Origin of the sequence: Streptomyces flavotricini (assembly GCF_020639365.1) — a bacterium.
Taxonomy (GTDB): domain Bacteria; phylum Actinomycetota; class Actinomycetes; order Streptomycetales; family Streptomycetaceae; genus Streptomyces; species Streptomyces flavotricini.
Map to the genome: position 1 here is coordinate 4,469,205 of NZ_JAINUL010000001.1, position 26,056 is coordinate 4,495,260.

Genomic DNA, 26,056 nt, shown 5'->3' on the forward strand with positions numbered 1-26,056 from the left:
CCGGCCCTAGGCGTCCATCCCGGCGAGCACGAGCGGGAGCCGGGTGGCGCCGTCGGCCGTGACGGTCACCGGCACGCCCCAGTCCTGCTGGTGCACGTGGCAGGCCGGGTACTCGTTCGCCGGGTCGTCGTCGCACGAGGCCGCCATCGCCGAGACGTGCAGCACGCCCTCGGTGACCTCCGGGTTCAGGGCCAGCTCCCGGAAGAGGTCCGTCCCGGTCCCCTCGCCGCCCACCAGCAGTTCCGGCGGTGTCGAGGACACCAGCAGCCGTGTCGACGGTCCGTAGCGGGTGTCGAGCTTCTGGCCGGTCGGCGCCTGGAAGACCACGTCGAGCCGGAGCGTGCCCGGGGCGACCTCGGTGGCGGCCCGCTGCGTGCGGTGCGCGACCGCGTCGACCCGTACGGCCTCCTCCGGGAGGCGCAGCCGGGTCAGCCGGTGCCGGGCGGACTCGACGACCACGATGTCCTCGCCGACGAGCACCGCGTCACTGGGCTCCCGAAGGTCGGTGGCCAGTGTGGAGACCTGGCCGGTCGCCGGGTCGAATCGGCGCAGGGCGTGGTTGTACGTGTCGCACACCGCGACGGAGCCGTCGGGCAGCGCGGTCACCCCGAGCGGGTGCTGGAGCAGGGCCTGGGCGGCGTCGCCGTCCCGGTGGCCGAAGTCGAACAGGCCGGTCCCGACGGCGGTCCGTACGGCGTACCCGTCGCCGCCCTCGCCCTCGGGTTCCACGTACCGCAGGGCGCTGTTCTCGGAGTCGGCGATCCACAGCCGGTCCCCGGCGGCCGCGAGCCCGGAGGGCTGGGCGAGCCAGGCCTCCGGCGCGGGCCCGTCGTGCAGGCCCTCGCTGGTCGTGCCTGCGGAGACGGCGACCGTCCCGGTCTCCGGGTCCCAGGTCCACAGCTGGTGCACGCCCGCCATGGCGATCCACACCTTGCCCTGCCACCAGGCGACGTCCCACGGCGAGGACAGGTCCACCTCCAGGGCCGGGCCGGAGGTCGGGGAGCCCTGCCACCACTGGCGGCCGGTCCCGGCGACGGTCTCGACGGCGCCCGTCGCGGGGTCGAAGCGGCGCAGCGCGTGATTGACGGTGTCGGCGACCACGACCGAACCGTCGGGGAGCAGGGCCAGGCCCTGGGGCTCGCTGAAGGCGTCCGGTCCGAAGCCGCGCTCGCCGCTGCCGATGCGGCGTACGACGCTTTCGCCGTCGGGGCCCAGCTCCACGAGCTGGTGGCGCGTCGAGTCCGACACGAGGAGGTTCCCGCTCGGCAGCAGCAGCGCCTTGCCGGGGAAGCGGAGGTCGGTCGCCACCGGCTCGGGCGCCACGTAGGGCCCGTCCCCGCGGCGCAGCGTGCCCTTGGCCTCGTGCTCGGCCTCGAGCTCGTCCACGAGGCGGGCGATGGCGTGTGCGTGCCCCTCGCCTGCGTGCTGGGCGACGATGTACCCCTCGGGGTCGATGACGACGAGCGTCGGCCAGGCCCGTACGGCGTACTGCTTCCAGGTCGCCAGCTCGGGGTCGTCGAGGACGGGGTGGTGCACCTCGTACCGCTCGACCGCGTCGACGACGGCCGCGTGCTCCGCCTCGTGCACGAACTTCGGCGAGTGGACGCCGATGATCACGACGGTGTCGCGGTGCTTCTCCTCCAGCTCGCGCAGCTCGTCCAGGACGTGCAGGCAGTTGATGCAGCAGAAGGTCCAGAAGTCGAGGATCACGATCCGGCCGCGCAGTGCGGCGAGGGTCAGGTCCTTCCCGCCCGTGTTCAGCCAGCCCCCCTTCCCGACCAGCTCGGGAGCACGGAGACGGGCACGGCGGGGCGCGGGGGTGTGCGCCGGGGCGGCATCGTTCATGCTTCAAGCTTGCCATCCACGCGGGAACACCCCCCTCACGGGTGCCGTCACCCCGCCTGGTCGAAGAGGGCGCTCAGGCGGGGCAGCCGGGCCGCGGTCTGCGCCGTGTCGTCGAAGTCGAAGTCCCAGGACGGGTCCAGCGCCGGGTAGCTGATCGTGAAGGACTCCGCCGGGAGCTCGCGGCCCGTGGCCGACTCGTACGCCGTCCAGGCGATCGAGAGGGCCTCCTCGTCCCACAGCTCCAGACCCTCCGCCGCCGCCTCGCGGACCGCGGGGTGGTCCGCCAGGGAGTCGGGGTCGGCCAAGGCAAGGGCGAAGGCCTCCTCGCCCTGGGTCAGGAGCCAGCCGCGGAAGTAGTCGAAGCCGTCGTCCGAGCAGCCGCCGTTGATCACGTACGCCGCGGCCCAGAGCGGGCTGCGGTAGGACTCCGCCAGCAGGTCCCACAGCACCTGCTGGGCGGCGGCTATCTCGGACCCGGGGCGGCGCGCCAGCAACTCCGAGGCGCGTGCCGCCACCTGGTCGGGCTCGGACTCCGTACGGGCCGTGTCGATCAGCTTCCAGAACGTTTGCTTGTCCATGGGGAAAGCGTGGCATTCCCCTCTGACATCGGACGCGTCGTCAGACCGTGAGGAAGGAGTGGAGGGATTGGGTCAGAGCGGTGATGAAGGCCTCCTGCGTCGCCGGGGGCACGAGGTCCAGGGAGAGGTACGGGTTCAGGTCCTCCAGCTCGACGAGCAGGAGTTCGCCGGAGGGGGCGCGGCAGGCGTCCACCCGCTGGATGCCGTGCGACAGCGTGTTCCAGGCGATGAAGGAGCGGGCGAAGTCCAGGTCGGCCGCCGTGGCCTCGTACGGCTCCAGCTCCCAGCGGCGGTCCGGGTCCGGGGCGTGGAGGGCGTACTGGAAGGCGTCGTCGACGAAGTAGAAGGAGACCTCGTACGCGAAGTCGATGCGCGGCTGGATCAGGTTCACCCCCGCCGGGCCCTGCGGGTGCGGGGTGAAGGTCAGGCCTATGGAGTCCGCGCCCTGCTTGGGCTTCACCGCGTACGAGGGCACCGCGGGCAGCAGCGCGAGGTCGGCGGGGTCGTCGATCGTGGGGATGACGGGGTGGCCGGCGGCCGTGAGGTCGAGGAGGTACTGCTTGCCCGCCATGTCGCCGCGGCCCGTGAGCGGGTTGTAGACACGGGTGCCGGCGGCGAGGGCGGCCGCGCGGAAGGCGTCGTACGCCTCCTGGTAGTGCAGGACCGGCCCGCTGTTGCGGACGATCACCGCGTCGAAGTCCGCCATCATCCCCGCCGCGTCCAGCGGGTGGCACAGGGCGAGCGGGAAGTGCTCGCGCAGCCGGGAGGTGAGGAGGATGTCCTCGTCGCAGTAGCGGCGGCCGCGTGCCGGGTACGCCAGGTCGGTCACATAGAGCAGAGGCATGGCGGCAACCTATCGCGGGCATCGATCCGGGCATGAAATACCTGGTTCGGGACAAAATGCTGGCCGTCGGGGACGACTACTGGATCGAGGACGAGGCCGGGAGGCACGCATTCCTCGTCGACGGCAAGGCGCTTCGCGTCCGGGACACGCTGGAGCTGAAGGACCCGGACGGGCACATCCTGATCACGCTGCGGGAGAAGCTTTTCACCCTGCGCGACGCGATGACGCTGGAGCGCGACGAGCGCCGGCTCGCCGTGATCCGCCGCAAGCGGCTCTCCCTGCTGCGGGGCCACTACCTCGTGACGCTGGCCGAGGGCACCGAACTGGACGTGAGCGGGCGGCCCCTGGAGCGGGAGTTCAAGATCGAGTACGAGGGGGAGCTCCTCGCGCTGGTCTCGCGCCAGTGGTACCGGATCCGCGAGACGTACGCCGTGGACGTGATCCGGGAGGACGCGGACGCGGCGCTGCTGATCGCGGTCGCCGTGTGCGTCATCCGGCTGGCGGAGAAGGAGCGGGAGGGCGGGGCCGGTCCCGATGGTGATCCCGGGCCGTGAGCTGGCCCTGGACGTAGGCGTCGGTGTCCGGCGTGTACGGGCCGCCGTGGTCCAGCAGGAGGTCGGTGATGCGCTGCCACTCGGCGGCCTCGGCGCGGACGGCGGCGTCCGCGGACTCCAGGTCGCCGGCGTCGGCGAGCACGCCCTCCAGGGCGGCTTCCGCCTCGTGATGGGTCATGCCGGTGGCCAGGTCCCGGACCTGCCGGCGGGCTTCGACCTCCGCGGCGTCGGGCTCGTGCGGCTCCAGCGCGGCCTCCAGCACGTCCTCCGCGTCATCCGTCACGGCGCACCGCCTCCTCGTCTCCTCGTCGCGGAACCGGCGACCGCCGACCGGCGCCGCCCGTTCCTCTCCCCTGCCCGTGAACCGCGGCGCCAACCGGGGCCGTCCGGGGCGCCGGGGCCCGCGTGGCCCGGCGCCCCGGGGCGCCGGGGCGCCGGTCAGTGCAGGCGGCGGTCCTTCAGGGCCGGGAACTGCTCGCGCGTCTCGGCCACCTTCGCCGGGTCCAGGTCGACGGTGAGGACGTCCTCGCCGGGGCCCGCCTCGGCCAGGACCTCGCCCCAGGGGTCCACGACCAGGCTGTGCCCGGCCTGCTCGACGCCCGCGTGCGTACCGGCCAGCCCGCAGGCGAGCACGTACGACTGGTCCTCGACGGCCCGCGCCCGGTTCAGCAGGGTCCAGTGGGCCCGGCGTCGGGCCGGCCAGCCCGCGGCCACCACCATCGTGGTGGCCCCGGCGTCGACCAGGCCGCGGAACAGCTCGGGGAAGCGCAGGTCGTAGCAGGTGGCGATGCCGAGGACCTGCTCCGGCAGGGTGACGGTGGTCAGGGAGTCCCCGGCCGACATCAGGACCGCCTCGCCCTGGTCGAAGCCGAAGCGGTGGATCTTGCGGTACGTGGCGGCCAGCTCGCCGGCCGGGGACAGGACGAGGGCGGTGTTGTAGAGGGAGCCGTCGCCCGCGCGCTCCACGACCGAGCCCGCGTGCAGCCAGACCCCGGCGTCGCTCGCCGCCTTCGACATCGTCTCGTACGTCGGACCGTCCAGCGGCTCGGCCTCGGTCTCGAACTGCTCGTAGGCGAAGGCGCCGATCGTCCACAGTTCGGGCAGCACGACCAGGTCCGAGCCGGCCTGCTCCCGAACGATATCGGCCACTCGGGCCCTGCGTGCGGCGACCGACTCCCCGTCGGACACGGCGATTTGGATCAGAGAGGCGCGCACAGTACCACCGTCCTGGCATTCAAGCCGTCAACTCGGGCCTACGATCGTCACACGAAAGCACTGCCGGGGTGCTCACCGGCAGCGTAGTTTTGGAAGCAGTCCACACGCTTCCAGAAAACGCGCCACTGAACAGCACGCGAGGGGTCCCGTTGACCGTCCAGCCGCATCCCAGCCTCCAGCCCTATGCCGACGCGTGGACCCACTCCATCGAGGCGATATCCGAGCTGGTCCTCCCCCTGGCGGAGGGCGAGTGGAACCGGGCGACCCCGTGCCCCGGCTGGTCCGTCCGTGATGTGGTGTCACACATCATCGGAATCGAATGCGAGCAGCTGGGGGATCCGCGGCCGATCCACACCGTCGCGAGGGACCTGCGGCACGTGGTCGACGAGTTCAGCAGGTACATGGAGGTCCAGGTTGACGTCCGGCGCCACCACACCGCGCCGGAGATGACCTCGGAGCTGGAGTACACGATCATCCGGCGGTCCCGTCAGCTGCGGAACGAGAAGCGGGATCCGGCCACCATGGTGCGGGGCCCGCTGGGCGACCAGGTGACCCTGGAGCACGCGTTGCGGCTGCGGGCGTTCGACGTGTGGATCCACGAGCAGGACCTGCGGGCGGCACTGGGCGTGCCGGGGAACTGGGACTCGCCGGGGGCGTACGTGGCGCGGGACATCCTGCTGGCCGGGCTGCCGAAGGTGGTCGCCAAGCTGGCCGGGGCACCGGCGAACTCGGCGGTCGTGATCGACGTCCACGGGCCGGTGGAGTTCATGCGGACGGTACGCGTGGACGCGGCGGGACGCGGGACGGTGGACGGGACGCCCTCGCTGGGCCCGGCCGTGACGCTGACGACGGACTGGGAGACGTACGTACGCCTCGCGGCGGGGCGGGTCCGCGCGGGCGCCGTCGCGGACCGGGTGAAGGTCGAGGGCGACGCCGAGCTGGCGGACGCGATCCTGGCCCACTTCGCCGTGACCCCGTGACCCCGCTGGAGCCGTGACCCCGTGACCCCGTAGCCGGCGGGCGGCCGAGGCGCCGCCGGCGAGAACCGCTCCCACAGCAGTGAACGCGTCCGGGACTTCTGGGCCGAGGCCTCCGTCCTGGACCTCGGCGGCGTGCAGGTGTCCACCTTCGAGTTCAGCTCGCTGCACTCCCTGCGCACCGCAGCCCACGTGCGGCGCAGCGATCCCGAGCAGTACCAGCTGGGGCTCGTGACCACCGGAGCCATGTCGCTCGCCCAGAACCGGAACGAATCGGGTCTGTTCACCGGGGACATGGTGCTCTGGGACACCTCGCTGCCGATGGAGTCCGACGCCGTCCCGGATGTGGACGGGGGCCGGGTGCGGGCCGTCATCCTGTCCTTCCCCCGCGATGCGATGCCTCTGCGCGGTGCCCGGGTCGAACGGCTGCCGGCCCACCGGATCGCGGGCGGCCACGGCATGGGGGCGATCCTCGCCCAGTACATGAGGTCGCTGGCGGCGCACGCGGCCGACTGCGGGCCGGCGGAGCTGAACCGGCTGGGTACGGTCGCCCACGACCTGGTCGGCGCCTGCCTGGCCGGGCACCTCGGCGCGCAGGAGGAGCTCTCGCCCGAAGCCCGCACCCGCGCCCTGCTGGAGCGGATCGAGGTCTTCGTCCACCACAACCTCGGCGATCCGGAGCTGACCCCCTCCGCCGTCGCCGCCCGGCACGGCATCTCGCTGCGCCACCTCCAGCAGCTGTTCCGCGACCGGGGCGAAACGGTGGCGGCCGGGATCCGACGGCGCCGGCTGGAGCGGTGCAGGGCCGATCTCGCGGACCCGGCGCTCCTGACCAGCCCGGTGCACACCATGGCCAGGCGGTGGGGGTTCACCAACGCCTCCGTGTTCAGCCGGACGTTCCGGGAGGCGTACGGGACGAGCCCCACCGAGTTCCGGCACCGGGCGGTCCGGGAGGCCCTTGCGCGCAAGATCAACGAGCCCTGCGCGCCCGGCACATCCGGGGGCCTCGCGCGGCCGTAGGGTCGGCAGTCGTCGGCCGTGCCGTGCAGGTGCCGGTGACTGCGCCGGGGTGGTGGCTCCGGCGGGACTGGACGGGGGTCTGTCCCGCCGGGCCCCCGCGGCGAGCCTGGTGCGGGCGCCGCGCCGCCGCACGAGCGGGCCGCCGCACGAGCGGCCCCGGGCGGCGCCCGCTCCGAGGGGCGGCGCCGCGCGCGGGTTACGCGGGCGTCGGCCGCGGGGAGTCGGCCGGGTCCGCCGTCGCCGCGGAGGCCACGGAGGCGGACGCGGAGGCCGACGCGGACGCGGGCCGGGCCGGGGCCGCGGCCCGGGCACGTTCGCGGGCCAGGGCCCGGGGGCGCAGGCGCAGGATCTGGGTCAGGCCCAGGAGTTCCACCACGAAGACCGACGAGAAGGCGATCCGGTAGTTGTCGCCGGTGGCGTCCAGGAGGAGGCCCACCGCCAGCAGGGTCGTCATCGAGGCCAGGAAGCCGCCCATGTTCGTCAGCCCCGACGCGGTGCCCTGGCGCTCGGGCGGGTTCGCGGGGCGGGCGAAGTCGAAGCCGATCATCGAGGCCGGGCCGCAGGTGCCCAGGACGACGCACAAGGTGACGAGGAGCCACATCGGGGCCTGCGGGCCGGGGTAGGCCAGGGCCGAGGCCCACAGCAGCCCCGTGAGCCCCACCGTCCCCAGGGCCAGCGGGATCCTCGCCGACTGGCGGCGGCCTATCAGTTGGCCGTAGACGAGGCCGAAGCCCATGTTCGAGGCCACGACCAGGGTCAGCAGCCCCGCCGCCGTGGTCCGCTCCAGCCCCTGGTCCTCGACCAGGAACGGCATGCCCCACAGCAGCAGGAACACCATCGCCGGGAACTGCGTCGTGAAGTGCACCCACAGGCCCAGGCGGGTGCCCGGTTCCTGCCAGGAGTCCCGGATCTGGCGGCGCACGAAGCCCCCGCCTCCCGCGCGCGCCGGTGGTTCGTGGCCCTCCGGGTGGTCCTCCAGGAAGAGCACCAGCGGGATCAGCACGACCACGCCCGCCGCCGCACTGCCCGCGAACGCCTGCACCCAGCCGACCCCGTGCAGGACGGGGGCCAGCACCAGCGTGGAGACCAGGTTGCCGGCCATGCCGACCAGCCCCGCCAGCTGCGCCATCAGCGGGCCCCGCCGGGCCGGGAACCACCGGGTGCCCAGTCGCAGCACGGAGATGAAGGTCATCGCGTCGCCGCAGCCCAGCAGGGCGCGGGCCGCGAGGGCCATCCCGTACGAGGGCGAGAGCGCGAAGCCGATCTGGCCGGCCGTGAACAGGACCGCGCCCAGCGTCAGCACCTTCTTGGTGCCGAGCCGGTCCACCATCAGCCCCACGGGCACCTGCATGCCCGCGTACACCAGGAGTTGGAGGATCGAGAAGGTGGAGAGCGCGGAGGCGTTGACGTGGAAGCGGTCCGCCGCCTCCAGTCCGGCCACGCCCAGGCTCGTGCGGAAGATCACCGCGACGAAGTAGACGGCCACGCCGATGGACCAGACGGCCACCGCCTTCCGGCCGCCCGGAGGATCCCGGAAGACGCCGCTCCCCGCCACCGTCGCGTTCCCGCCCACCGGCCCGACCCCGCTCACCGGCCCGTCCCCCGCACCAGCGCCTCGACCCGGCCCACGTGGCCCCGTACGGTCGCGGCCGCCGCCTCCGCGTCCCCGGCCCGCAGGGCCTCCAGGATCTCCGCGTGCTCGGCCAGCGACCGCTCCACCCGCTCGGGATGCGCGTGGAACAGGGCCACGCCCATCCGCAGCTGCCGGTCGCGGAGCTGGTCGTAGAGGCGGGAGAGGATCGCGTTGCCGGCACTGCGCACGATCTCGGCGTGGAAGCCCCGGTCGGCGGCCATCATGGCCGCGAGGTCGCCCCCGGCGGCGTACCGGCGCTGCTCCTCCAGCAGTTCGGCGAGCCGCTCCAGCAGGCCGGCCGGCGCCGGCACCGCCCTGCGCACGGTGAACTCCTCGACCAGCAGCCGGGTTTCTATGACATCGGCGATCTCCTGCGCGGAGACCGGCAGCACCAGCGCGCCCTTCTTCGGGTACAGCTTCAGCAGCCCCTCGGTCTCCAGCCGCAGCAGCGCCTCGCGGACCGGCGTACGGGACACCCCCACGGCGTCGGCGAGTTCGCCCTCGGTCAGGAGGGTTCCGCCCTCGTAGCGGCGGTCGACCAGCACGGCCTGCTTGACGTGCCGGTACACGCGCTCGGCGGCGGGGACGGCGGCTTGCGCGGTGGCGGCGGGGGGTGCGGCTGACGGCATGCGCACAGGATAGATACATGAAGGGTGCACCGGTCGCCCCGTCCGGGATGTGGACAGCGGTCCCGCACGGCTGCACCGAAGGATGTACCGGGGCTTCGTCCGGCCGCAGGACGCAACGGGTCCCGCGCGCCGGGACGCTGAGGTCATGGCCCACACCACCCTCGCCGCCCCCGAAGTGACCGCGACCCGGCTGCCCCTCCTCGACGTCCTGCGCGGTGCCGCCATCCTCGGCACGCTCATGACCAACGTCTGGATCTTCGCTTCCCCCGGCTCCGAGTGGGGCGTACTGAACGGCGGCCTGGACGCACCCGACCCGCTCGCCGACCCCACCGCCGCGAACATCGCCGAGACGGTCTTCCGCTTCCTCGCCGACGGGAAGTTCCTCTCCCTGCTGACGATCCTGTTCGGGGTGGGCCTGGCCATCCAGTACGACTCCGCCGCGCGCCGCGGCGAGCCGTGGCCCGGGCGCTACCCGCGGCGGGCCGCGTTCCTCTTCCTGGAGGGGACCCTCCACTTCGTCCTGGTCTTCGCCTGGGACGTGCTGATGGGGTACGCCGTCACCGCCCTGCTGGTGGCCCGGCTGCTGGCCCGGTCAGAGAAGGTGCGGCGGGTCGCGCTGTGGACCGCGGGCGGACTGCACCTGGCCCTGATCGGCCTCGTGACGCTCGGGGACCTCGCCAAGACGGACTCCGGGCCCAAGCCCCCGGATCCCGCCGCGGCCCGGCTGTACGCCCACGGCGGCTACCTCGACCAGGTCTCCTTCCGGCTCGACCACGCCCTCGCCCTGCGCATCGAGCCCGTCTTCACCTTCGGACTCCTGGTCTGCCTCTTCCTCCTCGGCGTCCGGCTGCACCGCGCGGGCGCCTTCGCGGCGGGCGCCGGGGGGCGCCGGATCCGGGTCCGGATGGCCGCGTGGGGACTCGGCATCGGGCTGCCGCTGGGCGCCGCCGCCGCGCTCGGCGGAAACGACTTCTTCGTCCTGGGGCGCTACGGCATCGCCCCGCTGATCGCCGTCGGGTACATCGGCCTGATCGGCTGCGCCCTGGACCGCTTCCGGGTCCCGGGGGCGGGCGCCCTCGGCTCCGTCGGGCGCACCGCCCTGTCCTGCTACGTCGGCCAGAACCTGCTCTGCGTGCTGCTCTGCTACGGCATCGGGCTGGGGCTCGCCGACCGGCTCGGCGGGAGCGGGCCCTGGTGGGTGATGGGCCTGTGGGCGGGGGTGAGCCTCGTCCTGGTCGCCGCCTCGCGGCTCTGGCTGCGCCGCTTCGAGCGGGGCCCGCTGGAGGCCGTACAGCACTGGGCGCTCAGTCCCCGCGGGCCGCGTCGGCCGCGGCCGTGACCTCCACTTCCAGGACGAACTCGTCGTACGGGGCCTCCTGCGGGTACGGCGGCCGGATCTGCGCGAAGCGGATCCGGGCCCGCCCGCCGGGGCACCGGCCCCGGACGACGTACGTCCGCTCCAGCGGGGCGCCGGGCAGGACCTGCGCGGGGGGCGGTGGCCCGCTCACGTCGCTGACGGAGACGGCCTCCTCGTCCCCCGTGACCTGCCAGGTCCACACGTAGCCCCGCGCCCCGCGCCCGGTGAGCCGCAGCTCGTACGACTCGCCGGCGCCGAGGGTGATGTTGCGTACCTCCACCCGCGAAGACCTCCCGGCTCAGACGGGGCCGATCACCGGCCCCTCGTGCCAGCCCGCCGCGTCCCGCCAGTGGTGCTGCAGCTGCCGGTCCGTGCGCAGGACGATGACCTCCAGGTTGAACCCGAAACTCCCCTGGAGCATCCCGGTGACGGCGAGCGCGTCGTGGCCGAAGACGGCACTGCGGTTCCAGGCGGAGCCCGCGGCGTTGCCGCGCCACCAGTGCTCGACGCGGCCGCCCGCGCCGACCGCGCAGAGTTCGTAGTTCCCGGCGGTGTCCTCGTCGGCCGCCCCGTACTGGGCCTCGATCAGGCAGGGCGCGGAGGTGATCGCACTGCCGAAGACCTCCCCCGGGTGCCAGGCGAAGCCGTTCGGGTCATCGCGCCACCACAGCTGCATCCGGCCGTCCGTACGGGTGGCGACGAGGTCGAGGTGGCGGCTGCGGGTCTGGACCAGGGCGGGCCCGTAGTGGGCGATGTCGGAGGCGAAGCGGCCGCCATCGTTCCAGGTCCAGGGGGCGCCGTTGATCCGCCACCAGTGGTTGAGGCGGCCGTCGGCGGTGCGGACGACCACCTCGAAGTTGCCCGGCTTGCCGTAGTCGCTCTGGATGAACGCCGGGGTCGAGCCGATCGCGGCGTCGCCCGGCCCGAAGGCGCCGCCGTCGCGCCAGACGCCGGCGGACTGCTCGTAGTACCAGTGGCGCAGCCGGCCGCCGGTGGTCACGTGCAGGGACTCCATGTTCCGGTTGTAGGTGGTGCCGGTGAAGGCGGGCTGGCCCGAGGCGTCGTTCGCGTACGACGTGGCGCGGGCCCACGGGAAGGGGGCGTCGCCCTCGCGCCACCAGTGCTGGAGCCGGCCGCCGCCGCCCGCGGCGGTGGTGAGCAGCTCGAAGTTGCGGTGTGCGCGGCCGTTCCCGCTCTCGTAGACGTTGCCGGCGTGCAGGCGGCGCTTGCTCCACGGGTCGATGTTGGTGCCGCGCAGGCCGCACTTGGCCCAGCGGTCGATGTCGACCTCGCCGTAGGCGATCCGCCCGTGGCCGCCGACGTGGTAACCCGTCCCCCAGGAGTTCTTGAACAGCCAGCAGCCCGCGGCGTCGTCGTAGCCGGTGATCAGTACGCAGTGGCCGCCCGCGAGGCGGTCGCAGGTGCGGTGGTAGACGCCGGATCCGAGGCCGAAGAAGTCGTCGTACACGTCGAAGCAGGCGGTGAGCGGGCCGACGGTGTCGAGCCAGACCTTCTGCTGTTCGACGTCACCGAGGCGGACGTAGTCGGTGATCCGGACGGTGCGGCCGGACCGGTCCCAGCTGGGCGTGTACTCGGCGCGCCAGGCGTCGCGGCGGTCGGCCGGGACGGTGGGCGGGGGCGGGGAGTAGGGCCAGCAGTCGGGATCGGCGAGGCCGCCGTTGTCCTTGACCCAGTCGAGGGCGGTCTCGGGGTTGGAGCCCTGGCCGCAGGTGGACTTCAGACCGTCGTGGACGTCCCCCTCCGAGCGTTTCGCCCAGACGTTGTGCTCGATGCGGGCCATCGACTCGACGAGACCCGCGGCGCCGAAGGCCCAGCAGGAGCCGCACGGGTTCTGGTCCTTGACCTTGGTGATCCAGGGCCAGCCCCAGCGGGTGCGCCAGTCGACGGCGGCGGGACGGGCGCCGGGCCCCGGCGCCGGTGTGCCGGGCAGCAGGCCGTGGGCGGCCCGGCGGCGGGTGAGGTGCGGGTTGGCGCTCTCGTGGCCGATGAGCGCCCGCAGGTCGATGGCGCCGATCTCCTCGGCGGGCGTGAGGTTCGCCCCGGGTTCGAGGCCGAGGGAGGGCCGGGGTACGGGCTCCTCGTCGGCGAGATGTTCGATGACGGACCAGCGCGCTCGCCGCGATACGAGTTGCGCGCGTAGCTCCCCCACCGTCTGGACAGACCGCTCCGGCATGACCGCCCCCCAGCGTCAAGCATGGTGTGCAGACCCGGGAGCGTCCATCGGGGGGCGGGGCGCGTCAAGGGTGTCCGCACGGTCGCGCGGTCGCACGGGGGTCGTACGGGACGGCCGTCCGCCCCCGGCGTCGGAGGGACGCCGGGGGCGGGGGTGGGCCGGGTGGGGCCTATTCCGCCGGGGCGGGGGCGGCGGCCGGCGTGCCGGGCAGGCCGAGGCCGGTGAACATGGCCATCACGGTGGTGCCGAGGTCGTTCACGACGTCGGTGGCCTTGGCCTTGGCGTCGGTGGTGCAGCCGCAGGGGCCGGCGGCCTTGGCGACTTCGTCGACGGAGGCCTTGAGGTGGTCGACGGCGGCGGCGACGAGATCCACGCGGGCGCGGTCCACGGCCTTGTGCTTCGCGGCGACGACGGGGGCGACGGCCGGCAGCGTGACGGGCTGCGCGACGGCGGCGGGCGGCTTGGCCGCGTCAACCGGGGGCTTGACGGCCTCGACGGGCGGCTTGAGCACGTCGACCGGCGGCTTGGCGGCCTCCACCGGAGGCTTCGCAGCCTCCACCGGAGGCTTCGCAGCCTCCACCGGAGGCTTCGCAGCCTCGACCGGAGGCTTCGCAGCCTCCACCGGCGGCTTCGCAGCCTCCACCGGCGGCTTCACGGCCTCCACCGGCGGCTTCACGGCCTCCACCGGCGGCTTCGCAGCCTCGACCGGCGGCTTCACGGCCTCCACCGGCGGCTTCGCGACCTCCACCGGCGGCTTCGCAGCCTCCACGGGCGGCTTCGCGACCTCGACCGGCGGCTTCGCGACCTCCACCGGAGGCTTCACGGCCTCCACCGGCGGCTTCACGGCCTCCACCGGCGGCTTCGCAGCCTCCACCGGAGGCTTCGCCACCGACGCCGGCGGCTCGTCCGCGGGCCGCTTCGGCAGGACCACCGGGGTGGCCACCGGCACGTTCGCCGGAGGCTTGGCCACCGCCTCCGGTACGGCGGGGGCCGCCGGGGCCGCCGGAGCCGCCGCCGCGAAGGTCTTCTTCACGGAGGCCAGCGCCGCCTCGATCTTCTGCTTGTGCGCGGCCAGTTCGGCCTCCGGGAGCTTGCCGTCCGGGGACTTCAGCACCTCCCCGAGGAAGTTCGTCACGGGCGTGATCAGGCTGCCGGCCGCCCCGAGGGACGCCACCTGCGCGGTCAGCGCATCGGCACTGGGGGCGGCCTTCTTCGCCGCCGGCGCCGACGCCTTCGTCGGGGCCTCGGCCGCACCGGCCAGACCGGGGGACACGGACATCAGCGTCACGCACAGGGCGGCGGGGAGGGTGTAGCGGGTGATGCGGTGCAAGATCTCTCTCCTGTTTCAGAGTCGCGGGGCAGGGGGTGTGCCCCTGTCCACTCACCGCCACCCGGTCACATTCGGCAACCGGAAACCGGCCCGCGCATCTCCGAAACCACCGCCCACAAGGCCTCTACCTGCATGGATGGCCTCCTTCTTCCGTTCCGCCGCCGGTGCTGCACCCTCGTGAAGCCATCACCTTGGGTAATCACCCCGCGGAGGGGTGGGGGCCCCGGCCGGGCCGCCGGCAAGACCGTACGGGCCGGGCAGGGCGTCGGAGGGCCCCGTTAGGGTTTCCCGTATGGGGACCTGGATCGCACCGAGCGTCATAGAACGAGAGCTGTACGAAGCCAAGCTCAGGAACGACTGGCCCGCCTACTTCGACGCCCTGGCCCGCGCCTGGCTGTTCGTCCCCATGGCCCGCGGGTACGTGGACGCGCACCCCACCTCGGTCCTGCTCGAACCCGCGTACTTCCCGCAGGTCCGTGCCCGTTGCTACGTGGCGTACACGGCGGGCATGCTGCCCGCCCCCACCGCCGACGGGGTCTTCAGCCGTCAGAGCCTCGCCTGGTTCGCCGCCAATTTCGAACCCGGCGATCCTCCGTACCTGGCCGTCAACCCCGGCAGCCCCTGCGAGGCCTTCCTGCCCGCCGGTCCCGGCGACCGCGCCGTGTGGAACGCCCACTGGGACCGGGCCCCCACGTACGGCCTGGAGCAGAACAAGGTCCACGGCCTCCACGTCGGGGGCCCGTTGCGCGGCCCCGCCGCCTTCGGGCTCGCCTGCGGCGCGCACCTGTCCGTACGCAACGGACTGTTCTGGAACGCCCTGGGCTACCACGGCGAGGGCTACATGAAGGAACGCGAGAAGCTCAAGGAGTACTGGGGCATCACCACCCGCGAGGAATGGCTGCTCGGCACCGAGCGGCTGCTGACGGCGGACATGGTCAGCGCGGTCTGGGAGTTCACGCTGCGGATCCGCACGGCCCTCGCCCAGGAGTTCGCCGGGCCGGTGGACATCGAGCACTGGAGGCACGCCACCGAGGCGACCCTCCGGGCCAATGCGGAACGGGCGGCCGAGCCCCAAATCACCCCCGAAGGCGTCACCGTCGCCCGGCCCCGCTCCACCGCGGAGGTGGAAGGGGAGGTCGCCGGCGTGCAGCGGGTCATCGGCCGCATCGCGCGCTACGAGCAGCGCTTCCGGGCCGACGGGATCCTCGGCGAGGGCAGGTTCGTCCGGTCCGTCGAGGCCTGGGACTACGGGCGCGCCTCCCAGATGGCCCGCTGGGGCCTCGGCGCCCGCCTGTGCACGCTCCAGGAGGCCGAGGACGCGGTCGTCAGGGCCGGGAGGGTCTGCCGGCTCTCGTACCGCTCCTGGGAGGACCTCTCCGCCGGCTTCATCCTGGGACGCTGCCTCCAGTTCGACGAGGAGGAGTACGGGCACTGGTACACCGACATGGCCGCCACCCACCAGGCCCTGATGAGCGATCCCGGCAGCCCCTGGCTCAACATCCCCTGGACCTAGCGGAAGCACCGCCAGCCGACTTTTCCCAGTAGCGGTGAAAGCTTGGACGGCCCGGGAAAGCCCCAACTAGCCTCGCCCGCATGACCATTGCGCTGAACGACACGGTACGCAAACTGCTCGACGCCCCGCACCCGGCGGTGCTCACCACCCTCAATCCCGACGGCGGCCCGCAGAGTTCGGTGGTCTGGGTGGCGCGGGACGGCGACGAACTGCTGATCTCCACCGAGCAGGGGCGCCGCAAGCAGCGCAACATCGCCCGTGACGCGCGCGTCGGGCTGACGGTCTTCGACACCGCCAACCCGTTCGTGTACGTCGAGATCCGCGGCACGGCCACCGTCACCGAGGACACGGGCCGCGAAGTGGCGGTCCTCATCGCGGAGCAGTACATGGGGCCGGGCGGCGGCAAGGAGTACGCCGAGGCCCCCGCCGAGAACGTCCGCCTCGTCCTGCGCATCACCCCGACCAAGGTGCTCGGCAACGCGGCCAAGGCCGGCTAGCCGGCGCTACGGCAGTTGCGGGCGGACCTGCGACCAGGCGTCGACCGCCACCGCGAGCGGGTCTCCGTCCGCGAGGTGGGGCCGTACGAGGGCCATCCAGGGCAGCAGGAGCTTGATGCGCCGCAGGTGCTGGATGCGCGGTCGCGGCAGGTCGCGCCAGGTGCGGGCCTCGGCGGCCGCCTCCGCCGGGGTCAGGTCGATCAGCGCCAGCGCGTCGCGGCACAGCCGCTCCGGGTCGCCGCCGCGGCCCGGGCCGAACTGCCCGATCAGGTAGCCCCGTACGGCAGCCACCTCGACCGCGCGGTCCAGCGGGTGCGAGCCCTCCCAGTCCGCCTTGCGGTACGTCGCGGCCAGCGCCACCCCGCCCCAGCGCAGCCGGGTCTCCTCGGGCAGCCAGTCCCCCTGCATCCGGCCCACGGCCAGAGTCCGCAGGGTCAGCGGATGCGGTTCGTCCAGCAGCGGCGGGTCGGTGGCCAGCCAGGCCTCGATGTCCTCCAGCGCGTGCCCTCCGGGCGGGACGGCCGTCAGCACCTGCCCCCGGGTGAGCAGCGCCACCAGGGCTCCGGTGAGGTGGACCTTGGCCACGTGCCCCGCGTCGAAGAAGGCCACGCTGCGCCCGTACCGCTCGATCCGCCGCAGCCCGAGCCGCAACTCCCCGACGGCGTAGACCTGCCCGGCGCGCGCGACCCCGCCGAGGCACCGCACCACGCACACCCCGCCCGTGACGTCGGCCTCCTCGACGGAGTAGACCTGCAGCTCGGCGATGGCCACTCCCGGCCCCCCTTCCCCGGCCGGGAGGCTACCGCCTGCGGGTGTCAGAGCGCCCCTTGGAGCCCCACCCGGACCCGGGTCACCCGCGATCCGGCCGCCGAGAAGCGGATCGAGCGCGTCCCGCCGGCCACCGCCGCCTCCTGCCGGCCCGTGGCCGCCTTGGTGATGCGGACCGTGCGCGTCTCCGTGCCGTCCGGGAGGTCGGCCGGGCGCATTCATACGGTGATCATCCCCCGGGGTACGGGCTTCCGGACAGGACGTTCGCGTCACGCCGGAGCCCCCCTCGCGGTGCGGTGGCGAGGGGGGCTCCGGGTACCGGATCAGGACCGGGCTACGCCCAGGTGACCAGGCGGCGCGGGTGTTCCAGGACGGACGCGATGTCCGCCAGGAACTTCGAGCCGAGCTCGCCGTCGATGAGGCGGTGGTCGAACGACAGCGCCAGGGTGGTGACGTGGCGCGGCTTCACCTTGCCCTTGTGGACCCACGGCTGGAGCTTGATCGCGCCGACCGCGAGGATCGCGGACTCGCCGGAGTTCAGGATGGGCGTACCGGTGTCGACGCCGAAGACACCGACGTTGGTGATGGTGATGGTGCCGTTCTGCATGTCGGCCGGGGAGGTCTTGCCCTCGCGGGCCGTGGCGACCAGCTCGGACAGGCCCGTCGACAGCTCGCCGAGGGTCTTGGCGTGCGCGTCCTTGATGTTCGGGACGATCAGGCCGCGCGGGGTGGCCGCCGCGATGCCCAGGTTGACGTAGTGCTTGAGCACGATCTCCTGGGCCGCCTCGTCCCAGGACGCGTTGACGTCCGGGTTGCGGCGGATGGCCACGAGCACCGCCTTGGCGATGAGCAGCAGCGGGTTGATCCGCAGACCGGCGAGGTCCGGGTCCTCCTTGAGCTCCTGGATCAGCTTCATCGTGCGGGTCACGTCGAAGGTGATGAACTCGGTGACGTGCGGCGCGGTGAACGCCGAGCCGACCATCGCCTGCGCCGTGATTTTGCGGACGCCCTTGACCGGGATACGGGTCTCCCGGGCGCCCCCGGCCACCGGTGCCTCGGCCTCGACCGGTACCGGTGCGGCCTGGGCCGGCGCGGGCACCGCCGCCTGCGGGGTGATCGCGGCCGCCGCGGCGGCGTGCACGTCCTCGCGGGTCACGACCCCGCCCTCGCCGGTGGGCACCACGGAGGCCAGGTCGATGCCGAGGTCCTTGGCCAGCTTGCGCACCGGCGGCTTCGCCAGCGGGCGCTCCCCGACGGCGTGGCCGGTGCCGTTGCCGTTCAGCGCGGCGGCCGGAGCCGCCTCCGGCTGGGCCGGTACGGCCGGCGGCGCCACCGGGGCGCTGCCGTTCTGCGCGGCCGGCGCGGCCTTGCGCGGGCGGCGCTTCGTCGAGGCCTGGGAGACCCCGTAGCCGACCAGGACGGGCTGGCGGGCGGCCGCGGCCGGCTCCTCGGCGGCCTCGGCCGCGGCAGGAGCCTCGACTGCGGCGGGGGCGGCCGCGGCCGGAGCGGCCGCAGCGGGAGCCTCCGCCGCACCCGTCTGCACCGAGATGATCACCTGGCCGACGTCGACCGTGGTGCCCTCCTCGAAGAGGAGCGCGTGCACGGTGCCGTCGAACGGGATCGGCAGCTCCACGGCCGCCTTCGCCGTCTCGACCTCGCAGACGACCTGGCCGTCGGTGACGGTGTCACCCGGCTGGACGTACCACTTGAGGATCTCGGCCTCGGTCAGGCCCTCGCCCACGTCGGGCATCTTGAATTCGCGGATCGTCACGGGAACGCTCTCCTCAGTACGCAAGCGAGCGGTCGACGGCGTCGAGCACCCTGTCCAGGCCCGGCAGGTACTCGTCCTCCAGGCGGGCCGGCGGGTACGGGGCGTGGAAGCCGCCCACGCGCAGTACCGGCGCCTCCAGGTGGTAGAAGCACCTCTCCGTGATGCGGGCGGCGATCTCCGCGCCCGTGCCCAGGAAGACCGGGGCCTCGTGGACGACCACGAGCCGGCGGGTCTTCTCCACCGAGACCTGCAGCCCGTCGAAGTCGATCGGGGACATCGAGCGCAGGTCCACGACCTCCACCGACTTGCCCTCCTCGGCCGCCGCGGCCGCCGCCTCCAGGCAGACCTTCACCATCGGGCCGTAGGCCGCCAGGGTGATGTCGGAGCCCTCGCGGGCCACGCGCGCCTTGTGCAGCTCGCCGGGGATGGCGTCGGTGTCGACCTCGCCCTTGTCCCAGTAGCGCCGCTTCGGCTCGAAGAAGATCACCGGGTCGTCGCTGAGGATCGCCTGCTGGAGCATCCAGTACGCGTCGCTCGCGTTCGAGGGCGAGACCACCTTCAGGCCCGGGACGTGCGCGAACAGCGCCTCGGGGGACTCCGAGTGGTGCTCCACCGCGCCGATGCCGCCGGCGTACGGGATGCGTACGACGACCGGCATCTTGACCTTGCCCAGCGCCCGAGCGTGCATCTTCGCGAGCTGCGTGACGATCTGGTCGTACGCGGGGAACACGAAGCCGTCGAACTGGATCTCCACCACGGGCCGGTAGCCGCGCAGCGCCAGGCCGATCGCCGTGCCGACGATGCCGGACTCGGCGAGCGGGGTGTCGATGACCCGCTCCTCGCCGAAGTCCTTCTGCAGGCCGTCGGTGATGCGGAAGACACCACCCAGCTTGCCGACGTCCTCGCCCATGATCAGGACCTTCGGGTCCTGCTCCAGTGCCTTGCGCAGGGACTCGTTGAGCGCCTTCGCGATCGACATCTTCTCGACAGCCATCAGTGACCCTCCTCGAAGGACGCGAGGTAGGCGGCGAACTGGGCGCGCTCCTCGTCGACGAGCGCGTGCCCGTCCGCGTAGACGTTCTCGAAGATCGCCATGGTGTCCGGGTCGGGCATGGCGCGCACGACCTCGCGCACCCGCTTGCCCAGCGCCTCGCTCTCGGCCTCCAGCGACTCGAAGAAGGCCTCGTCGGCACCGCCGCTGGCCAGCAGGTACGTCTTCAGGCGCAGGATCGGGTCCTTCGCCTCCCAGGCCTGCGTCTCCTCGTCCCGCCGGTACTTGGTCGGGTCGTCGGAGGTGGTGTGCGCGCCCATGCGGTACGTGAACGCCTCGACCAGGGTCGGGCCCTCGCCCGCGCGGGCCCGCGCCAGCGCCCAGCGGGTGACCGCGAGGCAGGCCAGGACGTCGTTGCCGTCCACGCGGACGCCCGGGAAGCCGAAGCCCTGGGCGCGCTGGTACAGCGGCACGCGCATCTGGCGCTCGGTCGGCTCGGAGATCGCCCACTGGTTGTTCTGGCAGAAGAACACCACGGGGGAGTTGTAGACGGCCGAGAAGGTGAACGCCTCGGCCACGTCGCCCTGGCTGGACGCGCCGTCGCCGAAGTAGGCGATGACCGCGGAGTCCGCGCCGTCCTTGGCCACGCCCATCGCGTAACCGGTCGCGTGCAGCGTCTGCGAGCCGATGACGATCGTGTACAGGTGGAAGTTGTTCGTGTTCGGGTCCCAGCCGCCGTGGTTAACGCCCCGGAACATGCCGAGCAGGTTCGTCGGGTCGACGCCGCGGCACCAGGCCACGCCGTGCTCGCGGTACGTCGGGAAGACGTAGTCGTCGTCGCGCAGCGCGCGGCCGGAGCCGATCTGGGCGGCCTCCTGCCCGAGCAGCGAGGCCCACAGGCCCAGCTCGCCCTGGCGCTGGAGGGCGGTCGCCTCGCCGTCGAAACGGCGGGTCAGGACCATGTCGCGGTAGAGCCCGCGCAGGTCCTCGGTGGTGATGTCCTCGACGAAGGAGAGGAACTCCGCGGCGTCGGGATTGTCCGCTGCGCTGACCCGTTCCCCTTCGGGCGTCAGCAGCTGTACGAGCTGGGGCTCGGCGTTCTGCGCGGTGGCGGCAGCCTTGGCAGCGGGGGCCTTGGCGGCGCTCGCCGCGCCTGCCGCCCGCTTGGTGCCGCCGCTGCGTCGCGGCTTGCGCGCGGCAGTGCTCTCCACGGTCACGTGTTGCTCCTCCGTCGGTCCGGCTCCCGGGTTCTCCGGGGTCCAGTGCGGCTCACCCGGATCTGTACCAGCACACAAGGGTGGGTGCGCGTCATGTACGGATTCGGGCGTGACAGGTGCCCCGGCAAGTGCCCTGCGCAATGCACGTTACCCAGTGCGCCGCATAACTGCGAAACCCCACTTGACCTGCGTTTTTGCTTGGATTTCCAAGTAAATCGGCAGGGCGGGGAACAACCACTGGTCACAGCCTTGCAGGGGGCCGGAACAACGGCACGTTATCCCGGGTAACGACGGCAGGGAAGGGGTGAGTGTGTGAAACTGAGTTCGTGCGCGAAGACGGAAAAATCAAGGTATTCCTCCTGGACGACCACGAAGTGGTACGTCGGGGTGTCCATGAGCTCCTTTCGGTCGAAGACGACATCGAGATCGTCGGCGAGGCCGGCACCGCCGCGGACGCCCTGGTGCGCATCCCCGCCACCCGTCCCGACGTGGCCGTGCTCGACGTGCGCCTCCCGGACGGCAGCGGTGTGGAGGTCTGCCGCGAGGTCCGTTCCCACGACGAGGACATCAAGTGCCTGATGCTGACCTCGTTCGCCGACGACGAGGCCCTCTTCGACGCGATCATGGCCGGGGCCTCGGGCTACGTGCTCAAGGCGATCCGCGGCAATGAGCTGCTCAGCGCCGTACGGGACGTTGCGGCCGGCAAGTCGCTGCTCGACCCCGTCGCCACGGCGCGGGTGCTGGAGCGGCTGCGCGACGGCAAGAACGGCAAGGGCGACGACCGCCTGTCCAACCTCACCGAGCAGGAGCGCAAGATCCTCGACCTGATCGGCGAGGGCCTGACCAACCGCGTCATCGGCGAGCGGCTGCACCTGGCCGAGAAGACCATCAAGAACTACGTCTCCAGCCTGCTGTCCAAGCTGGGCATGGAGCGCCGCTCCCAGGCCGCGGCGTACGTGGCCCGGCTGCAGGCCGAGAAGCGCGCCTGACCGACGCCGCACCCGATCGAGCGCTCGGGCCGTTTCACTCGGGACCAACGTCCCCGATCATCGGGGCGGCTTCCTCTTTTCGGCGGAGCGTCCGTACCGGACAGTAGACGCATGTCTCCGGAGGAACTCCACGCCATCGAACTGCTGCGCCGGGTACCGTACGGCAGGGTGGCCACCAGCATGCGCGCGCTGCCCTTCCTCGCCCTCGCCCGCCACATCGTGGTGGACGGCAACGTCGTGCTGAGAATGCACGCGGGCTTCGGCTACCACCAGGCCTGCAACGGCAGCGTGGTGGCCTACGGCGCCGACAACTTCAATTCCGCCGACCCCCGCCTGTGGTCCGTGCAGTTCACCGGAACGGCCCAGGTCGTCGAGCCGACCACCCGGGAACTGGAACTGTTCGGACCGGTTCCGCATTTCGTGGACGGCGCGGTCTTCGACCCCGTCCACATGCGCATCGAGCCCCAGTTCGTGACCGTGCACTCCTTGTCCGGAAATCCGGACAGGGAGTACCAGCACGCCCTCTGAGCTGCGAATTCCCCTTACTGGTCTTCCAACGGGTTATTCGGCGGGTCCACTGGCGGGGACACGCTCTTCGACGGCGACGCGGACTTCGACGGGGACTTCGACGGACTGCTCGACGCCGAAGCCGACGGGCTGGTCGAAGGCGACGTGGACGGCGTGGCGCTCTGACTGAACTTGCTGCGGCTCGGCGACGGCACGTGCTCCTCCGACTGACGCGTCGAGGGCGTCTCCTGCGAGGGGGTCACCTGCTGGTCGGACGGGGTGCTCTGCTGGCCGCTCGAAGAACTCTGGACGGCCGGCGGAGTGCTGTCGTCATTGTTCTTGCCCGACACCGAGTTGACGGCGTACGCCACGCCGCCCGCGATCGCGATGATGGCCAGCACCGCGAACAGCCACAGCTTCCAGCGGCTGCCGCCGCGGTCGTCGTAGCCCTCGTACCCGTCGCGGCCGCCCTGCCCGCCGCCGTGGCCGTGGTTGTCGTAACCGCCCCCGCCGGGGAAGGCGGAGCCGTCGTCCGGGTTCAGCGGGGGCACCATCGCCTGCTGGAACTGCGAGGTCGTGGCGTGCGCCCCGTACGGCTGCTGGCCGCCGGTCTGGCCCATCGGCATCGCCGTGGTCTGCGCCGCCCCGCCGCGTCCGTGCGGCAGGGCCATGGTGACCGGACCGGTGTTCCAGGTGCCGGTGTTCGCGCCCTGGTCGTGCAGCATCTGGAGCGCGTACTGGACCAGCCCGCGCATCTCCTCGGCGCTCTGGAACCGGTCGTCCGGGTCCTTGGCGAGGGAGCGCATGACGAGCCCGTCGAGCTCCTGCGGGATGTGCTGGCCCTCCGGCAGCTGCGAGGGCGGAACGGGCGCGTCCTGCACGTGCTGGTAGACCACCGACAGCGGGGTCTCACCGGTGAACGGGGGCCGCAGCGCGAGCAGTTCGTACAGCAGGCAGCCGGTCGCGTACAGGTCGGAGCGGTGGTCCACCGCCTTGCCGAGCGCCTGCTCGGGCGACAGGTACTGCGGGGTGCCCATGACCATGCCGGTCTGGGTCATGGTGGACTGGGCGCCGTGCAGGGCGCGCGCGATGCCGAAGTCCATGACCTTGACCGCGCCGGTCTCGGTGATGATGACGTTGGCGGGCTTGATGTCACGGTGCACGATGCCGTGCTGGTGCGAGTACGCGAGCGCTTCGAGCACGCCCGAGGTGATGATGAGCGCCTGCTCCGGGCCCGGGGCCTCGGCGCTGATCAGCAGATCGCGGATGGTGCGGCCCTCGACCAGCTCCATCACGATGTACGGGACGGTGTTGGGGCCGACCTTGTCCTCGCCGGAGTCGTACACGGCGACGACGGCGTGGTGGTTGAGACCGGCGACCGACTGCGCCTCACGCGTGAAGCGGGCCTTGGAGACCGGGTCCTCCGCGAGGTCGGCGCGCAGCAGCTTCACGGCGACGGTCCGGCCCAGCCGGACGTCCTCGGCGGCGAACACCTCCGCCATGCCGCCGCGGCCCAGGCGGTGGGTGAGCCGGTAGCGGCCGTCGCCGACCAGGCCGCCGGCGCCCCAATGCTCAGGACCATCGGCCATCCCGGCGCCGTTTCCCTCGGGTTCGGGTGCCATCAGTCCTCGCCGTCGTCTCTCTCGGCCGCCGCTCAGCGGTAGGTCCTTTTCGGGTGCTCCGATGAACGCTACAGCCTCGGAACAGGTCGCCGTTCGGACAATGGCGCGCCGTGCCCCCGTGGTCACGGAACGGGCACCTGGCTTGACGTGTGCTTGCCCTCCGGCAGACTGGGCGCCACATGCGCTCAGCCAGAGGCGTTGGGACACATCCCGAGGGGAAGCAACAGTCATGAGCCAGGACGGCACTCAGGGCCAGTACGCGGGCGGCTCTCTGGCCGGTGGCCGTTACCAGCTAAGGGACTTGCTGGGTGCGGGCGGCATGGCGTCCGTCTACCTGGCGTACGACTCGGCGCTCGACCGGCAGGTCGCCATCAAGACGCTGCACAGCGATCTCGGCCGGGAGCAGTCGTTCCGTGAGCGCTTCCGCCGTGAGGCGCAGGCTGTTGCGAAACTGTCGCACACGAACATCGTCTCGGTCTTCGACACGGGCGAAGGCGAAGTGACGTTCAGCGGCCCCGGGGCGGGCGACGCCGCGGTGATGCCGTACATCGTCATGGAGTACGTGGAGGGCCAGCCCCTCGGCTCGGTCCTGGAGGCGGACATCCGCCAGTACGGGGCGATGCCCGCCGACAAGGCGCTGAAGGTGACGGCCGACGTGCTGGCCGCGCTGGAGGTCAGCCACGAGATGGGCCTGGTCCACCGCGACATCAAGCCCGGCAACGTGATGATGACCAAGCGCGGCCTGGTCAAGGTCATGGACTTCGGCATCGCCCGCGCCATGCAGTCGGGGGTCACCTCGATGACGCAGACCGGCATGGTCGTCGGCACCCCCCAGTACCTCTCGCCCGAGCAGGCGCTGGGGCGCGGGGTCGACGCCCGTTCCGACCTGTACTCGGTCGGCATCATGCTGTTCCAGCTGCTGACCGGCCGGATCCCGTTCGACGCTGACTCGCCGCTGGCCATCGCGTACGCGCACGTACAGGAGGAGCCGGTCGCTCCGTCCTCCATCAACCGCTCGGTCACCCCGGCGATGGACGCCCTGGTGGCGCGGGCCCTGAAGAAGAACCCGAACGAGCGCTTCCCCACGGCCGCCGCCATGCGCGACGAGGTCGCGCGGGTGATGTCGGCCGGCCACGCCGGGGCCCCGGCCATCGTTCCGGGCGCGCACACGGGCTCGAGCGGCGCGGGCGTCGGCTCGGCCGTGTTCCCGCCGGTGGACTCCGGCTTCCAGGCGCCGCCGGCCCAGTCCGTGCAGCAGCCGTACGCACCCACCCCGACGCCGTCCCCGTACGCACCGCAGACCGCGGCGCCGACGGCGCAGCAGCACGGGCAGGGCGGGTACGCCTACCCGCCGCAGCAGCAGCCGGTCCCGCACCAGCAGCAGTACGCCCCGCACACCCCTGCGCCGTTCACGATCTCCCCGGCGGGCTCCTCGACCGCCTCCGGCGGGGGCGGTGACAAGCGGAACATGCCGGTGGTCGTCGGCGCGATCGTGGTGGCGGTGCTGGCCATCGGCGGTCTGATCGCGGCGATCTCGATGAACGGCAACGGCGACAAGGACAAGGCCGACGGCACGGGCTCGTCGCCGGGGGCCTCCGCGGCCGCCTCGGGCTCGGCCAAGGGCGGCTTCAAGGGTCCGGACACCTCGCGCACGATCGACCCGGCCAAGTGCAAGGAGCCGGTGAAGTCCTACAACGACGCCAACAAGTACTCGGCGCCGGACCTGACCTACAAGAACCTGCTCTCGGTCAAGGCGTGCATCCAGGCCTCCGGCGGCAAGTACAAGATCATCGAGAAGGACGAGGCCGTGTACGGCAAGGACACGGTGCTGGAGCAGAGCCCCCGCGCCGGAGAGAAGATCGACAAGGAAGGCACGGAGTACACGCTGACCGTGTCGACCGGCAATCCGCAGTAGTCCGGAGCGGTTGGTCCGTCCCGGCATCCCCGGTGACCCCGATGGGGCGCCCGGGATGCCTGTTTTGCCCCGATATGTGAACCTGAGCCC

The 26,056-nt window shown here is 72.4% G+C and carries 25 protein-coding genes and 1 pseudogene; 10 read left to right on the forward strand and 16 right to left on the reverse strand.

Translation table 11 applies throughout. From position 1 onward, the window contains the following. Positions 1–6: 6 nt before the first annotated feature. The 3 genes from K7B10_RS20180 to K7B10_RS20190 are packed head-to-tail and all read right to left on the reverse strand — an operon-like array spanning position 7 to position 3,267. Positions 7–1,845 (reverse strand): NHL domain-containing thioredoxin family protein, encoded by a 1,839-nt coding sequence (locus tag K7B10_RS20180; protein WP_229337768.1) that lies wholly within the window; start codon positions 1,843–1,845, stop codon positions 7–9. A 47-nt stretch (positions 1,846–1,892) separates the two neighbouring features. Beyond that, positions 1,893–2,423 (reverse strand): DUF4240 domain-containing protein, encoded by a 531-nt coding sequence (locus K7B10_RS20185; protein ID WP_229337770.1) that lies wholly within the window; start codon positions 2,421–2,423, stop codon positions 1,893–1,895. A 40-nt stretch (positions 2,424–2,463) separates the two neighbouring features. After that, positions 2,464–3,267 carry an ATP-grasp domain-containing protein gene (locus K7B10_RS20190; protein ID WP_229337772.1) on the reverse strand — a complete coding sequence of 268 codons (804 nt, stop codon included), beginning with the start codon at positions 3,265–3,267 and terminating at the stop codon, positions 2,464–2,466. 32 nt (positions 3,268–3,299) lie between these two features. Between K7B10_RS20190 and K7B10_RS20195 the strand changes: the two genes are divergently transcribed. Continuing rightward, positions 3,300–3,821, forward strand: a complete 522-nt coding sequence (locus K7B10_RS20195; RefSeq protein WP_229337774.1) for an LURP-one-related/scramblase family protein — start codon at positions 3,300–3,302, stop codon at positions 3,819–3,821. Here K7B10_RS20195 and K7B10_RS20200 read toward each other — a convergent pair. Next, a complete protein-coding gene (locus tag K7B10_RS20200) occupies positions 3,757–4,104 on the reverse strand; it encodes a hypothetical protein (RefSeq protein ID WP_229337776.1) in 348 nt (115 codons plus the stop codon). The genes K7B10_RS20195 and K7B10_RS20200 overlap by 65 nt on opposite strands. Before the next feature lie 155 nt (positions 4,105–4,259). Further along, positions 4,260–5,036, reverse strand: a complete 777-nt coding sequence (locus tag K7B10_RS20205) for a carbon-nitrogen family hydrolase (protein ID WP_229337778.1) — start codon at positions 5,034–5,036, stop codon at positions 4,260–4,262. Between the two features lie 149 nt (positions 5,037–5,185). Between K7B10_RS20205 and K7B10_RS20210 the strand changes: the two genes are divergently transcribed. The 3 genes and pseudogenes from K7B10_RS20210 (at position 5,186) to K7B10_RS40895 (ending at position 7,033) form a co-directional block, all read left to right on the forward strand. Then, positions 5,186–6,016 (forward strand): maleylpyruvate isomerase family mycothiol-dependent enzyme, encoded by an 831-nt coding sequence (locus K7B10_RS20210; RefSeq protein ID WP_229337780.1) that lies wholly within the window; start codon positions 5,186–5,188, stop codon positions 6,014–6,016. 99 nt (positions 6,017–6,115) lie between these two features. Further along, positions 6,116–6,565 (forward strand): annotated as a pseudogene (locus K7B10_RS40890) (AraC-like ligand-binding domain-containing protein); the annotation flags it as partial. 129 nt (positions 6,566–6,694) lie between these two features. Next, positions 6,695–7,033 carry a helix-turn-helix domain-containing protein gene (locus K7B10_RS40895; RefSeq protein ID WP_267502179.1) on the forward strand — a complete coding sequence of 113 codons (339 nt, stop codon included), beginning with the start codon at positions 6,695–6,697 and terminating at the stop codon, positions 7,031–7,033. 196 nt (positions 7,034–7,229) lie between these two features. Here K7B10_RS40895 and K7B10_RS20220 read toward each other — a convergent pair whose 3' ends face one another. Together K7B10_RS20220 and K7B10_RS20225 are read right to left on the reverse strand one after the other, a co-directional pair. Then, entirely contained in the window at positions 7,230–8,624 is a 1,395-nt protein-coding gene (locus K7B10_RS20220) for an MFS transporter (RefSeq protein WP_229337784.1), read from the reverse strand. After that, positions 8,621–9,295, reverse strand: a complete 675-nt coding sequence (locus K7B10_RS20225) for a GntR family transcriptional regulator (RefSeq protein ID WP_229337786.1) — start codon at positions 9,293–9,295, stop codon at positions 8,621–8,623. Before K7B10_RS20225 ends, K7B10_RS20220 begins: the two co-directional genes overlap by 4 nt. A 145-nt stretch (positions 9,296–9,440) precedes the next feature. Here K7B10_RS20225 and K7B10_RS20230 point away from each other — a divergent pair, with 145 nt between their 5' ends. Next, positions 9,441–10,634, forward strand: a complete 1,194-nt coding sequence (locus K7B10_RS20230) for a DUF418 domain-containing protein (protein WP_229337788.1) — start codon at positions 9,441–9,443, stop codon at positions 10,632–10,634. Here K7B10_RS20230 and K7B10_RS20235 read toward each other — a convergent pair. The 3 genes from K7B10_RS20235 to K7B10_RS20245 form a co-directional block, all read right to left on the reverse strand. Next, positions 10,600–10,932 carry a protease inhibitor I42 family protein gene (locus tag K7B10_RS20235; RefSeq protein WP_229337789.1) on the reverse strand — a complete coding sequence of 111 codons (333 nt, stop codon included), beginning with the start codon at positions 10,930–10,932 and terminating at the stop codon, positions 10,600–10,602. The genes K7B10_RS20230 and K7B10_RS20235 overlap by 35 nt on opposite strands. Positions 10,933–10,950: 18 nt before the next feature. Beyond that, complete coding sequence (locus tag K7B10_RS20240; protein WP_229337791.1) at positions 10,951–12,846, reverse strand: C1 family peptidase; 1,896 nt, start codon at positions 12,844–12,846, stop codon at positions 10,951–10,953. A 169-nt stretch (positions 12,847–13,015) separates the two neighbouring features. Beyond that, positions 13,016–14,176, reverse strand: a complete 1,161-nt coding sequence (locus K7B10_RS20245; RefSeq protein WP_229337793.1) for a ribosomal eL19 family protein — start codon at positions 14,174–14,176, stop codon at positions 13,016–13,018. 292 nt (positions 14,177–14,468) lie between these two features. On the opposite strand from K7B10_RS20245, the gene K7B10_RS20250 reads away from it, so the two are divergent. After that, positions 14,469–15,689 carry a DUF1266 domain-containing protein gene (locus K7B10_RS20250; protein ID WP_229337795.1) on the forward strand — a complete coding sequence of 407 codons (1,221 nt, stop codon included), beginning with the start codon at positions 14,469–14,471 and terminating at the stop codon, positions 15,687–15,689. Between the two features lie 80 nt (positions 15,690–15,769). Next, positions 15,770–16,186 (forward strand): PPOX class F420-dependent oxidoreductase, encoded by a 417-nt coding sequence (locus tag K7B10_RS20255; protein WP_229337797.1) that lies wholly within the window; start codon positions 15,770–15,772, stop codon positions 16,184–16,186. A gap of 6 nt (positions 16,187–16,192) precedes the next feature. Here K7B10_RS20255 and K7B10_RS20260 read toward each other — a convergent pair whose 3' ends face one another. From K7B10_RS20260 to pdhA, 5 genes are all read right to left on the reverse strand, one after another. Next, complete coding sequence (locus tag K7B10_RS20260) at positions 16,193–16,957, reverse strand: hypothetical protein (RefSeq protein ID WP_229337799.1); 765 nt, start codon at positions 16,955–16,957, stop codon at positions 16,193–16,195. Between the two features lie 44 nt (positions 16,958–17,001). After that, positions 17,002–17,172, reverse strand: a complete 171-nt coding sequence (locus K7B10_RS20265; RefSeq protein WP_229337800.1) for a hypothetical protein — start codon at positions 17,170–17,172, stop codon at positions 17,002–17,004. Between the two features lie 116 nt (positions 17,173–17,288). Next, positions 17,289–18,704, reverse strand: coding sequence for a dihydrolipoamide acetyltransferase family protein (locus K7B10_RS20270; protein WP_229345239.1), 1,416 nt, complete (start codon positions 18,702–18,704; stop codon positions 17,289–17,291). Positions 18,705–18,738: 34 nt separating this feature from the next. Then, positions 18,739–19,719, reverse strand: a complete 981-nt coding sequence (locus tag K7B10_RS20275; protein ID WP_030857582.1) for an alpha-ketoacid dehydrogenase subunit beta — start codon at positions 19,717–19,719, stop codon at positions 18,739–18,741. Then, positions 19,719–20,933, reverse strand: a complete 1,215-nt coding sequence (gene pdhA / locus K7B10_RS20280; RefSeq protein ID WP_229337802.1) for a pyruvate dehydrogenase (acetyl-transferring) E1 component subunit alpha — start codon at positions 20,931–20,933, stop codon at positions 19,719–19,721. The genes K7B10_RS20275 and pdhA overlap by 1 nt, the downstream gene beginning before the upstream one ends. Before the next feature lie 326 nt (positions 20,934–21,259). Between pdhA and K7B10_RS20285 the strand changes: the two genes are divergently transcribed. Next, the gene (locus K7B10_RS20285) at positions 21,260–21,922 is read left to right on the forward strand and encodes a response regulator (RefSeq protein ID WP_229337804.1); all 663 of its coding nucleotides are present in this window, start codon (positions 21,260–21,262) and stop codon (positions 21,920–21,922) included. A gap of 111 nt (positions 21,923–22,033) precedes the next feature. Beyond that, complete coding sequence (locus K7B10_RS20290) at positions 22,034–22,450, forward strand: pyridoxamine 5'-phosphate oxidase family protein (protein ID WP_229337806.1); 417 nt, start codon at positions 22,034–22,036, stop codon at positions 22,448–22,450. 14 nt (positions 22,451–22,464) lie between these two features. On the opposite strand, the gene K7B10_RS20295 is transcribed toward K7B10_RS20290, so the two are convergent. Further along, on the reverse strand, positions 22,465–24,051 hold the full coding sequence (locus tag K7B10_RS20295; protein ID WP_229337808.1) for a protein kinase domain-containing protein: 1,587 nt from the start codon (positions 24,049–24,051) through the stop codon (positions 22,465–22,467). Positions 24,052–24,280: 229 nt separating this feature from the next. Between K7B10_RS20295 and K7B10_RS20300 the strand changes: the two genes are divergently transcribed. Continuing rightward, positions 24,281–25,966, forward strand: coding sequence for a Stk1 family PASTA domain-containing Ser/Thr kinase (locus tag K7B10_RS20300; RefSeq protein WP_229337810.1), 1,686 nt, complete (start codon positions 24,281–24,283; stop codon positions 25,964–25,966). Positions 25,967–26,056: the final 90 nt, after the last annotated feature.